Source organism: Sphingobacterium sp. MYb382, from assembly GCF_037572665.1.
Classification (GTDB): Bacteria; Bacteroidota; Bacteroidia; order Sphingobacteriales; family Sphingobacteriaceae; genus Sphingobacterium.
The window spans coordinates 81,346-94,029 of record NZ_JBBGZT010000012.1 but is presented as its reverse complement, the minus strand read 5'-3'; the positions used below and the strand labels follow the sequence as shown (position 1 = coordinate 94,029).

Here is a 12,684-nt window from a genome sequence, read left to right as displayed (position 1 = left end):
TTTAAAGTTTTTGTTGTTTTAATAAAAAATAGATTAACTTTATTTTGATTTTACAATTTAATAGTTTGATTTTTCCCCTATACATCAAACTACTACCTAATGAACTAATTATAAATTTTTAATTACTACCAGATTATGAGAAGGTTATTGTTATTTATGTTATTCGCAGTATTGTGGATACCAAAGCTGCATGCTCAAGAAGAGAAACTGATTTCCGGAACAGTAAAAGACAATCTAAATCGACCCATTCCTAGCATAAGTGTACTCGTAAAAGGCTCTAATATTGGTGCCATGACTGATGCTGGTGGGAATTTTAAAATTCCAATGGCTGGATCTACAGGCATCCTTATTTTTTCTGGAGTTGGTTATGAAGATCAGGAAGTCTCCGTCGCTAGAAAAGATAATATCAATGTTATCCTCCAGGAGAAAAATATGGGTATTGATGAAGTCGTCGTTATGGGGTATTCCACGGTCGACAAGAAGCACGTAGCCTCATCCGTGGCACAGATGGATATGACGGTTGTCAAAACAAGACCTATTTTTAAAATGCAACAAGCATTTAGTGGCACCATTGCCGGTGTAACGATGATGCAAGGAAACAACCTCCCAGGCAGTGTTCCCGGCAATATTACGATACGTGGAGTCAGCACCTTACAAAATGCGGCTCCTTTAGTTATTGTTGACGGTATGGAGCAGTCGTTGACCGACATTGATCCCGCGCAGGTAAAAAGCCTTACGGTTTTGAAAGATGCGGCATCGGCCTCTATGTATGGTTCGCGCGGAGCAAATGGAGTTATCATTATTGAAACAGAACGTGGTAGCACAGGGCAGTTTAAAGTTGATCTGAATGCATGGGCCGCCGTTGATAATCCAATTGACCTGCCGAATTTTGTCGATGCCACACGCTATATGAAGCTTAACAACGAGGCGAAGAACTTCCAAGGGCAGGCGCCTCTTTTTACTGACGAGGATATACGCAAAGCTGAAAGCGGCGAAACGGGCAGTGTCAATTGGCTGGACGAGGTTATACAGAAAAGGTCGTTTGCACAAAATGAGACAGCGAGTGTCTCTGGCGGCGGTGGGGTTGGTACTTTTAACCTGATGGTTGGCCATCTTCAGCAAAGCGGATTAAATTCAATAGATTGATCACGTAAGTTTTCGGCCCGATTTAATACCAATGTGAACATCGCAAATAAGTTTGTGCTTCTTGCCGACTTCTATGCCCACCGCCTACAGGTGGACCGATTAAAGGCTAATGACGATGGTAATGGGCTTTATCAAATCGCATGGCGGATGAATCCTACACAACAAATCTATTATGATTCCGACATTGATGAGCATTATATATTGCATAACAATATGAATCCTATTGCATCCATAAATAGAGGCGGCACAAAAAATTATATGCACGATCGTAGCACCATAAACCTTCGTCCTAAATATTTTATCAATGAAAACTTAAATATTGAAGGTAACGTCTCCTACATGATAAATAAGTCGGCAGACAAGGCGGTTCGCAACACCTTTAAATTCTATGATGCCAAAGGAAAACCGACAACGATTTGGGGCAATGAAGTCTCCGCAAACCAAGGAGTGAGCGAATCGCAGCTAACGGCAAGAGCCCTCTTAAACTACACGAAAGATCTGCGTGAAAATAAGGATAAGCTTTACTTCACCGCAGGGGCAGAAATCATGAATTTCACCTATACCGATTATAGAGAGGTAAATAAAGTTTCTTTCTTCGGAAAGATGAACTATGCTTTTGATAACCGGTACCTGCTGGAGTTAACAGGACGCTCTGATGAGAGCTCTAAATTTGCACCTGGTAAAAGATGGGGCTTTTTTCCATCTGCGGCGGTCGCATGGAATATGCACAACGAGTCCTTTATGGCTGGTCTTCGTGAGGGTGGTATCATCTCAAACTTAAAGATTCGAGGCTCCTATGGATTGATAGGTAATGAAAACGTAAACCCTTATTTATGGCAGGAGGTCGTTAACACCTGGGGATGGACCATGCGTGTACCTAATCCTAATTTCTCATGGGAAAAACAAAGACAGTGGAACGTAGGTGCCGATGTGGCGCTGCTGAACAATAGGTTGAGTTTCACTGCAGAGTTTTATAATAAGTTCTCCTACGATTTAATCTATGCTAATTTTCCTGTTCCTCCACTTACAGGGTCGTACTACTTGAATTCTGCTATCAATATCGGTGAGGTAAGAAACAAAGGGTATGAGTTCTCTGCCAATTGGTCTGATAAAATTGGTAATGTATCCTATACCATTGGCGGTATGTTCTTCGATAATAAAAATACCGTTTTAAAAGCTGGTTACAACAGTAGTGATACCTTAATCTTTAAAGATAACAACGATAAAATATGGTACAACGGCATTGCTATTGATAACTTCTACGGCTTTAAAAGCAATGGTTTTTTTAGCGATAAAGCGGATGTCGACGGAACGGTCGCTAAGCTGCCTAACACCCTGCCCGGAGATATTAAATATGTTGATCAGAACGGCGATGGCGTCATTAATGATGCCGACCGCGTAAATCTAGGCGATCCATTCCCGCATTTAAATTATGCTATTAACCTTAATTTGTCGTATAAAAAATGGGACTTTGCTATGCTCGGACAAGGGGTAGGCAGGCGTCTCGGTCGTTTAAATGGGCTTGAGGGCTATCCCGTTTTGGTCGATGGAGGTAGCAATGCGCTGGGTACACCCCGCGTTGAATATGCCGATAACAGATGGACACCAGACAGCCAAGATAGCCGATTTCCACGGGTGTGGACGGGTGCTAGCACCAATGCGTTCCTTAGTGATGTTTGGCTGAGCGACGCCTCTTTCTTTCGGGTGAAAATGCTCCAGCTAGGCTATACCGTCGCAAAGATTGGCAGCAGCTTCCGTAATGTACGTTTCTATGTAAATGCGCAGGATGCCATAACGTTTACGAAATATGAAGGATTGGAGCCTGAGCGTAATGGCGGTAGTGGTAATTATCCCAGAATGGCAACCTATAGCTTTGGCATAAAGGCAACTATTTTTTAAACCTAAAAGTGTATAAAGATGAAAAAATTAATAACTGTTATACTATTGCTTACCACGGTGCTATGGTACGGCTGTGAGAGCTTTTTAAATAAAACAGACCCTACAGCAACTTCATTTGAGGAGTTTTTTAATACGGAAGAAGATTTGCGCCGTGTGGTGTACAGTAGTTATGTGGATGTGTTTACGTCTGTCGGCGACCGTGCTATCCTTTTCTATATGGAAGATGGAAAAACCGATAATGCCTACAGTAGAATTGACGGAGACCATCATCAACGCATAGCCAACGGGAATTTTAATGCAAATACGGCTGCTTTTTTATATTACTACGAATTGCAGATGAAGCATTTAGGTCGGTTGAATACGTTCATTGCTAACGTGCATGTGCCTTATGTGGAAAATGAAGAGGTACGGGTAAAGTTTAAAAGTATCTTGGAAGCACTACGTGTTTGGCATTATTTTAAGCTGACCAGTCGCTGGGCTAATGTTCCTTTTTATTTGGAACCTGCAACGATAGAGTCGGCGATACAGCCGCCAAAGTCAAAAGAAGAAATCTTGAATACGTTATTCCCATTGGCTGAGGAAATCGCTAATCGCCTGCCTGAAAATGAATATGGGTCTGACGCCTATATGTTTAATAGGTATTCATTTAAAGCTTTGATTATGCGCTATGCCTTATATAATGGACGATTTGAGTTGGCCGCGCGAATAGCAAAGGAGATAATGGATAGCGGGAAATATCAGTTGCACCCTGTCTATTCTGATTTGTTTTCCTACAAAGCGGATAAAGTGAACAAAGAGTTTATTATGAAGTTCGATATGGAGAGCCATGCCAATTCCGCAACGAATTCATTTCGTGATTTAGCCCCTCAGTATCGTACAGGCAATGGGCAATCTTATCTTGTACCTACAAAATCTTTGGTTGATTCGTATTGGACTTTACAAGGAAGACCCATTGCTACTTGCCCATTGCATACCAAAAGCGTTTATGAACTCAATCCTAAACTCAACAGAGACCCTCGCTATGCGGCAAGTATCTTCGGGCAAGGGGATATTTTTTATGGTGATAAAATTGATGTTTACAACCCGAGTAGTCCTTTATATTTCGAGAATCAAAGGAGCAGTAAATCGGGGTTTTGGTTTAAGAAGCTTGTCGATGAGACCGACGCCTTTAAAACAGGAGGGAATATGCATTTCTCCTTGCTGCGTTATGCTGAAGTATTGTTAACCTATGCGGAGGCTAAAATCATGCTGAACGATGTTGATGACCTTGCCAAAAGCGCTATCAACGCTGTTCGCAGTAGGGCAGGGCTAGATATGTCGGTGGCCAACGTAGGGCTGACGGCGAAAACGCAAGAGGAGTGGATTGCGCTAATTCGTAACGAACGACGTACAGAATTGGCAGGCGAAGGTATTCGTTATGATGACATCCTTCGTTGGCAGATTGCCGAAAAGGTGCTTAATGAGCCTGCTCTAGGGCATACAAGGCTTGTGAACGATAAACTCGAGTCGCTGAAAATTGAAGATAGATCTTTTAAATCTTATAACTACTTGTGGCCATTTCATGAAAATAGCCTGCGTGTGGAGCCTGGTTTAGTTCAAAATCCTGGATATTAGGGCTTAAACTTTTTTCGAGTGTACGATGTGCGATAAGCATATAGCATAACCAGGAACGGATGATTGTTTTTTTGTATATACTCACCATTCTCGTCGTTAATTACAGCTCTTGCAAAAAAGGCCGTAATTTATTGCAACAATTATTTGATAATCTAGGTATTGACTATAAAATATGCTAAATTAGGGCAGTAAACTTATAACTATAAATCTAATAATGAAAGAATCAACCAATTCTAGACGTGATTTTATCAAAAAATCATTGATTGGTGCTGCAGCTTTTACGATCGTTCCTCGACATGTGTTGGGCGGTCAGGGCTTTTTGGCGCCAAGTGATCATCTGACAAAAGGAGTGATCGGCGTTGGATCCATGGGACGCGGACATTTCAATTACGCTGGAACAAAAACTGTTGCTATTTGTGATGTCGATACCCGCCATCTCGCTTTAGCACAAAATGCACTTGGGGGAGGTGTAAAGGAGCACCACGATTTTCGTGATCTTATCCAAAATGCAGAAGTCGATATTGTACATATCGCAACGCCGCCACACTGGCATGGTATTATGGCTGTAGAAGCTGCCCGCTCGGGTAAAGATATTTGGTGTGAAAAACCAATGACACGCACCATAGGCGAGGGTAAAAAAGTTAAAGAAGCTATTGCTCAACATGGCAATATCTTCCGTCTGAATACCTGGTTCCGCTTTGATTCCAATTTTTATGGCTTAAATGTACCCGTAAAAAAGGTTAAAAAATTAGTCGATACAGGTATGTTAGGGTGGCCTTTAAAAGTAACCATTAGCAAGCATACTGGTTTTGATTGGAAATTCTATTGGGTGGGAAAAGAGAACTTGCCTGTTGAGCAAGCACCAAAAGAATTAGATTATGAAATGTGGTTGGGGCCTGCAGCTTACAAGCCTTACAGTACGCATCGTGTACACACTACATTTAGAGGATACTGGGATTATGATGGTGGTGGTTTAGGAGATATGGGCCAACATTACCTAGATCCTGTTCAGTATTTCTTAGGTAAAGATGAAGAAAGCCCAATCAAGGTAGAAGTTGATGCTCCACAGCAACATTATGATGCGGTAGGGACATGGCGTAAAATTACCTATACCTATGCCGATGGCTGCCAAATCATATTGGATGGAGCCGGTACTGAAGAAGGTCAGGCTTATATTGAAGGGCCTAAAGGAAAATTGTTTAAAGGCTTTATCTGTGATATCCCTGATATGGAGCGCAAATTAGCACAATATCCAGACCCTGCGCCGCAGGTGACAGACTTTGTTGAAGCTTGTCGCACGCGTCAGAAATTTGCCTTAAATGAGCAGAATGGTTATTACTCCGCAACTTTAGTGAATTTAGGCTTAGCGGCTTTACGTCTTAACAGAACCTTGCATTTTGATTCGCAGAAGCAAGTGTTTCTTAATGATGATGCCGCAAATCGCCTGATTGATCAACCGATGCGTGGACCTTGGACAATTTAATAGACCCGATAAATGAATCCAATGCCCCGCTTTTTAAGCAGGCGACACAATCGGATTCAAGCCTAAATAATGTATCTAATGAAGAAAGTATATAATACCTTATCTGCCCTCTTATTATTGCAGGTAACGGCATATGCACAGCAGCCCGCTAACCGAAGTTCGGCGACGAAGATTGCCGATGTTTTAGCGCAGCAGCCTGCTGAAGAGCAAGCCAAGTTTTTGGCCGCAATGCGTGAAATAGAAAGTTTTACAGCCGATGATATTACGCAACTATTGCTCGGACTTAAACCGCAAGGTGGTGATAATGCAGCCATTGAATATGCCGCAAATTCCTACGGTTTTTACAGCATGCAACCCGGAAGAGATGGACAGCGTACGGTGTTTTCTCAAGGCTTAGTGCAAGCGCTAGATAAACTTACCGATAAAAATAATAAAGGTTTCGTCTTGCAGTTGATGAAACAAAACTCGCGCGATGAGGCTATCGCTGCTATTGTGCCTTATTTGAGCGATCCTTATCTTGTCGATAAAGCTGCTTTAGCGCTGAATGGTATACGTTCTGAACAAGCTCGATTAGCTCTCTCTAAAGCGTTTGCCAACGCTAAAAATGAACAAGCAGCTACCGCTATTGCCGCTGCTCTAGGAGATTTAAGATCGAAAGATGACGAAGAAGCCATCATCGCGAGCTTAAGTACTTATACCTCGGATAACTATCAGTTTACAGCTTATACGGCGCTAAGTAAAATTGCAGGTGCTAAATCTGCCCCCGTTTTGTTGGCGAAACTAAAGGCGGTTAATTATCAGTTTGATAAAAGTAATATCGGCGGTTTAACGCTAGACTATGCACATAACTTACTAAACAACGGGCAAACAGCCTTGGCGACATCCGTTATCAATACGGTATCGCGCGAAGCGCATATTGCGGGAGCAACGACGGTGCAAGTTGGAGCTTTGCAGTTGTTGGCACAGGTAGACCCTGCGGCAGCACGCAAGCAGCTGATGAAAGCCGCGACGAGCAATAACGCCTTATACAGAACTACCGCTTTAGAGCTTTTAGGTAAGCATGGCTCTGTTGCCGATACAAAAAAACTAATCAGCAGCCTAAAAGGTGCGGCGCCTGATGTGCAAGAAAGTATCCTTCACTTTTTGGCTAACAAAGGAACAAGTGCTGATGCACCTGCTATTGAAAAAAATCTAGGTAGCATTCGTGCCGTGCAAGCGAAAATCGCAGCGCTAACGACCTTGTCAAAATTGACGGGCGGCACGAATAGCAATAGCCTAATTAAAGCTATCGCTGGTGCCGATGAAGTAACAGCGTCAGCTATAGAAACATTATTGCTTTCGGCACCTGATGCTAATACGATAACTGCTGTTAATGAAGCATTGCCTAAGGCAGATGCTAAAACGCAGGTTGTCCTATTGCGTGTCTTGGCTAAACGTACCAATACAGCCTCTTCAAAAGTAGTATTGCCTTTGCTGTCCGTAGCCGATAATTCGGTGAAAACAGCTGCTTTCTTGGCTTTACCAAATGTGGTGCAGGCTGATGATTTTGAGGCATTGGTTAGTTTACTACCTAATACCGCAGAGTCTGATGCACCTTATGTGCAGCGTGCACTTGTTACCGCTTTAAAAGAAAGTGCCGATAAAGATGCTAAAGTTCAACGTCTAGCGAAAAATATTACCATTTCTGCTTCACCTAGTGCGGGGAAATACTTTCCAGTTTTTGCTGGTGTAGGGGGGACTGATGCTTTGGCGGTGGTGAAGAACGGACTGGATCAAGACGCTTTGAAGAACCAAGCGATTGTAGCTTTATCAAATTGGTCGAATTCGGAGGTTCTACCAACCTTGGTTGACTTATCACGTAAAGAAAAGGGAACGGCGAATTTCGATAGTATATTTAAGGGCTTAATTTCTCAAATCAATGCTAGCGCTCATACTGCTGATCAGAAAACCCTGTTCTTGAAAGATGCTTTTACATTAGCAGCAAATGCTGCGCAGAAGAAAACCGTATTGGGAAGTCTGCAAGCAACAGGTACATACCAAGCGATGTTGTTCGCATCCAAATTTTTGAACGATGCCGAGCTGAAGGGCACAGCGACAAATACAGCCATGAATATTGCGATGGATGATAAAAGCTTTGTCGGTCCAGATGTACGTCGTGTTCTAGAAGGTGCTATGGCTAACCTATCGGGGGGCGAAAGTTCCTACCTTCGAGAAGCTATTGTTCGTCATTTGGCGGAAATGCCTCAAGGCGATGGCTTCGTGTCTATGTTTAATGGCGTAAACTTGACGGGCTGGAAAGGTCTTGTGGAGAACCCAATAAAACGTGCACAGATGAGCGCTAAAGAACTTGCGGAAAAGCAAGCGGTAGCCGATCAGAAGATGCGCGAAACATGGTCTGCCATTGATGGCGATATTGTCTTTAGCGGGCATGGCGATAACATGGCTACGGTAAAGAAATATGGCGATTTCGAAATGCTAGTCGACTGGAAGCTTGATCCTAAAGGTAAAGAGCCTGATGCCGGTATTTATCTGCGTGGCACACCACAGGTACAAATTTGGGATATCTCTCGTACCAATGTTGGTGCTCAAGTAGGGTCTGGTGGTCTTTACAATAATAAGACGAATGCTAAAGATCCGTTGAAGGTAGCCGACAATCCGCTTGGCGAATGGAATACTTTTAAAATACGCATGGTAGGCGAGAAGGTATGGGTTTGGTTAAACGGTGAGCTTGTAGTAGACAATGTAACGTTGGAGAACTACTGGGATCGTAACCAATCTATTTTCCCTACAGAGCAGATTGAATTGCAAGCGCATGGCTCTCGTGTATGGTACCGTGATTTATATATCAAGGAGCTTCCGCGCAAAGAGGTATATAGCTTAAGCGCAGCTGAAAAAGCAGAAGGCTTCGAAATGTTGTTCGATGGTACTAATCTTGATAAATGGACCGAAAGCCCTGCCTATGAGATTAATCCTGAAGGATACCTACGTGCAAATCCAGATGCGAAGTTCGGTAAGAATCTATATACAAAAAAGGAGTACGCAAACTTTGTGTACCGCTTTGAGTTTAAGCTTACCCCAGGCGCTAACAATGGTGTCGGTATTCGTACTCCTTTGGAGGGCGATGCTGCCTACGTAGGTACAGAAATTCAAATCTTAGATAATGATGCTGATATTTACAAAAGCCTACAGCCTTACCAATACCATGGATCGGCTTATGGCATTATTCCTGCAGCACGCTCAGGAATGAAGCCTATCGGCGAATGGAATACAGAGGAGATACATGTGCAAGGAGATAAGATTAAAGTTATCTTAAACGGGCACTTGATTTTAACAGGCGATTTGCGCGAAGCATCCAAAAATGGAACGCTAGACAAGAAAAATCATCCCGGTTTATCACGTAAATCAGGACATATCGGTTTCTTAGGGCATGGTTCGGAGGTGTTCTTCCGCAACATTCGTGTTAAAACTTTATAAAAGCCTAATGAATTATATAATGGCCAGACTCGTAAAATAGTCTGGCCATTTTTAGTAGAGCATTTCCGATACGGATTTCTGTAAGCTTTTATGCTCTGGAATAAATCCATAAAAAAAGAGGTAAACATTGTTTACCTCTTTTTTATCTGGTTAGGGCTAATTAGAATTTAGCACCTAAAGTAAGTACGGCATTAGTACGTTGATGTTTGATGTCGGCTACTGGAGATTGTGATTTCCAGTGGTTCTCATCGATAGCGTAAGGGCTAACTTTGTAGTCGTTTACTAAATGAACAACGGCTAAATCCATGTAAACATTTTGCGATAATTTAAATCCAAGACCTAAGCTACCACTGTATTGTTTGTTATCCGCATTTTTGTACGGGTTTCCAAAATAGTTAAAGCCGGCACGTGCACTTACCGTATTTGTTAACAAAATCTCACCACCGACACGTACATTCACTACTGCTTTGTAGCTATCTTTCATGTCCTGATCCCATGCTTTTTCACGCGATCTATTGCTTCCACCAATTGTTCTAAGTTTGTTCGTGCTATAGTCAACATATTCTACGTCCGCAGATAATAAACCACGGCTAAAGAATTTTGATAAACCTACGCTAAATTTCCATGGCGTAATCAAGCGGTAAGAATCTTCCGTAGGATCAGTAAGCACTTCTTTTGTGATGAATGGTTTTGCATCTGTTTCTTTATCGTAGTAGTCTACGCGTATGTAGCTGCTTGTATAATCATCAACCGTCAGCCAAGTAGGAGAGGTGATGGTAGCACCAATATTCCAGTCTGTGGTTGGTTTATAGATAGCACCAATTTTGAAATCAATACCTGAACCCTCTGTGCGCTGCGAATAGTCGTCAAGCAACTCATAGTTTGCTTCCACATATTTGTAGTCATCATGAGTAGGGTCAGCAATCGTTGAGTTTGGATTTTTAGCCAATATCTCTGCACGATTTTTAGTCCATCCACCTTCAGAAAACTGCTGTGATGTATCGTAACGGAATGCGGTGAATCCAATATTACCACCGATATACAATTTATTGTTGTAGTTCGCACCAAAAGCTAAAGCTGTTCTGGAGTTGTAACCCGTTGTTAGGATGTCGCTAACTTGATTTTTATTTACGGCTTCACCAACAACAGGGAAGTAGCCATTTTTTGGATCTAGCGATTCCTCGACTAAAACGGTCTTGAATAGTTTATCACCCCAAGCACCATTTTGCGGGTTTTCCATTAAATCAGAATAACGCTGTACAATGGTGTTATTCGGGTTAACACCTTCATAACGTACATTATTTGTAAAAGTATTTGTGTTCTCATAAGAGATACCTACGTTAAAGTTCTGCCATCCGTGGTAGCCTTCGTTGGTAGGGAAATAGAAAACAACACCTGCATTTTCAATACCTACACGACCTTTGTTTTTCGTCGTATTTGTACCGAAGTATGTGCCTTTATTATTTGCGTTCAGGTAATTTGCTGTCACAGAGATATCCGATTGACGGAAGAATCCTAAACCGGCAGGGTTACCTGTGATGCTGCTTATATCACCACCAAGCGCTGTTTTTGCGTTTCCTAAACCTTTGAAACGCGCAGTTCCGCCATTATTTTCTTGTGAAAAGGTTAATGCGTCTCCAACAAATTGTGCCTTTGCAGAATAGGTTAACGCAGAAACCAATAGCGATGTAAAGAGTATATTTTTTAACTGCATAAATTTATAGTGTGATTATAAAGTAAGAGTAGCCAATACAAAAATATATTGGCTACTCGATAAGATGAAATATTATCTAGTTCTTCCGCCACCGCTTGATCTTGCGCCGCCGCCGCCACCACCGCCAGAGCTACCAGAGCTCGAGCCTCTTGACATACCGCCTCCACTAGACATGGAGCCGCTGCTGCGTGATGGTGTGTAAGAAGAACCTCTGCTTGATTCTGAGCTTCTACTAGGTTCAACACTACGTGCTGGTGCTGCTGTACCAGAGCTACGTGTTGTGCTGCGTGATGGGTAATCGGAACCACCTGGTCTTGTTACGCCAGAACCTGAGCTCTCACGAGTAGGTCTAGTGAAACCACCATTATTATCACGTGTGTTTTCACGCGTTCCTACGCGGGAGCCAGCACCTTCGCGAGTAGGTCTGCTGAATCCACCATCATTATCGCGTGAACGTCCTGATGTTGTGGAACGATCGCCAATACGAGAGTTCGTGCCATCACCACGGCTAGGCGCTCCGTTTCCACCTCTTGTTGATACGCGGTCGCCAGTAACAATACGGCCATTGCCATCTCTACTAACACCACCAACGCGTGATGAACTGCCACCAACTCTAGAGTTGTAGCCATCGCGAGTGCCAGAACGAACAGATGAGTTCGCTGGTCTTACGCTGTAGCGATTTCCACCGTGGCCGCCACTATAGTAGCCTCCGCCCCAGTATCCACCACCGCCCCAGTAACCACCACCATAGTATGGATGTCCCCAAGAGTTGTAACCACCCCAGTATCCACCACCACCATAAGGGTAGCCCCAGCCCCAACGTCCGCCATAGTACGGGTTGCCCCAACCATAACCACCGCCGAAACCAAAACCGATGCCGATTGACCATCTTGATCCCCAGCCCCAGTTGGAATAGCCTAAGCCCATTCCCATGCCACCGTAGCCAGACCAAGGGTCAAACCAAGGGTCGTAGTAGCCCATTGCTGGACTTGAGTAATAAAATCTGTTAATGCGGCTTGCATATTCTAAATCGCCGTCAGTTGAGTAACCTTCCACATAATCCTGGTCGGAATAATCATCTGCGTAGTAATTATTTTGTGAATATTGCTCCGCTTGTCCGTTGGTATAATAATAATCCGGACTCTGATAATTTTGCGGAGCTTTGGATTGATTATTATATACGTCATCGCGGTAGACAACCTGTCTACTTGTCGAACAAGAAGTAAGGGCCAATGCCGCTACTAATGTCAAACTTCCGAATAATAATCTATTTGTTTTCATCATTTCCAATACAGTTAAACTTCGATAATGTAAGTCTTTATTACTATCTTAGACCCATCTTTTCTGGAGAGGT

General features: G+C 43.0%; 6 protein-coding genes and 1 pseudogene. 5 read left to right on the top strand and 2 right to left on the bottom strand.

What is annotated here, in order from left to right:
- The first annotated feature begins 135 nt into the window (after nt 1–135).
- The 5 genes and pseudogenes from WH223_RS05610 to WH223_RS05590 all read left to right on the top strand — a co-directional run bounded on the left by WH223_RS05610 (nt 136) and on the right by WH223_RS05590 (nt 9,616).
- Nucleotides 136–1,146 carry a carboxypeptidase-like regulatory domain-containing protein gene (locus WH223_RS05610; protein WP_340046555.1) on the top strand — a complete coding sequence of 337 codons (1,011 nt, stop codon included), beginning with the start codon at nt 136–138 and terminating at the stop codon, nt 1,144–1,146.
- A gap of 15 nt (nt 1,147–1,161) precedes the next feature.
- Nucleotides 1,162–3,045 (top strand): annotated as a pseudogene (locus WH223_RS05605) (TonB-dependent receptor domain-containing protein); the annotation flags it as partial.
- Nucleotides 3,046–3,063: 18 nt separating this feature from the next.
- On the top strand, nt 3,064–4,659 hold the full coding sequence (locus WH223_RS05600; RefSeq protein ID WP_340046554.1) for a RagB/SusD family nutrient uptake outer membrane protein: 1,596 nt from the start codon (nt 3,064–3,066) through the stop codon (nt 4,657–4,659).
- A 214-nt stretch (nt 4,660–4,873) separates the two neighbouring features.
- Nucleotides 4,874–6,142 carry a Gfo/Idh/MocA family oxidoreductase gene (locus WH223_RS05595; RefSeq protein WP_340046553.1) on the top strand — a complete coding sequence of 423 codons (1,269 nt, stop codon included), beginning with the start codon at nt 4,874–4,876 and terminating at the stop codon, nt 6,140–6,142.
- 78 nt (nt 6,143–6,220) lie between these two features.
- Nucleotides 6,221–9,616, top strand: coding sequence for a DUF1080 domain-containing protein (locus WH223_RS05590; protein WP_340046552.1), 3,396 nt, complete (start codon nt 6,221–6,223; stop codon nt 9,614–9,616).
- 160 nt (nt 9,617–9,776) lie between these two features.
- On the opposite strand, the gene WH223_RS05585 is transcribed toward WH223_RS05590, so the two are convergent.
- Together WH223_RS05585 and WH223_RS05580 are read right to left on the bottom strand one after the other, a co-directional pair.
- A complete protein-coding gene (locus tag WH223_RS05585; RefSeq protein ID WP_340046551.1) occupies nt 9,777–11,330 on the bottom strand; it encodes an OmpP1/FadL family transporter in 1,554 nt (517 codons plus the stop codon).
- A 72-nt stretch (nt 11,331–11,402) separates the two neighbouring features.
- Complete coding sequence (locus tag WH223_RS05580; RefSeq protein ID WP_340046550.1) at nt 11,403–12,614, bottom strand: hypothetical protein; 1,212 nt, start codon at nt 12,612–12,614, stop codon at nt 11,403–11,405.
- Between the last annotated feature and the right edge of the window lie 70 nt (nt 12,615–12,684).

What these genes read in the sequence shown, in the direction of transcription:
- WH223_RS05610 (WP_340046555.1), top strand. Translation starts at nt 136, where the DNA reads ATGAGAAGGTTATTGTTATTTATGTTATTCGCAGTATTGTGGATACCA.
- WH223_RS05600 (WP_340046554.1), top strand. Translation starts at nt 3,064, where the DNA reads ATGAAAAAATTAATAACTGTTATACTATTGCTTACCACGGTGCTATGG.
- WH223_RS05595 (WP_340046553.1), top strand. Translation starts at nt 4,874, where the DNA reads ATGAAAGAATCAACCAATTCTAGACGTGATTTTATCAAAAAATCATTG.
- WH223_RS05590 (WP_340046552.1), top strand. Translation starts at nt 6,221, where the DNA reads ATGAAGAAAGTATATAATACCTTATCTGCCCTCTTATTATTGCAGGTA.
- WH223_RS05585 (WP_340046551.1), bottom strand. Translation starts at nt 11,330, where the DNA reads ATGCAGTTAAAAAATATACTCTTTACATCGCTATTGGTTTCTGCGTTA.
- WH223_RS05580 (WP_340046550.1), bottom strand. Translation starts at nt 12,614, where the DNA reads ATGATGAAAACAAATAGATTATTATTCGGAAGTTTGACATTAGTAGCG.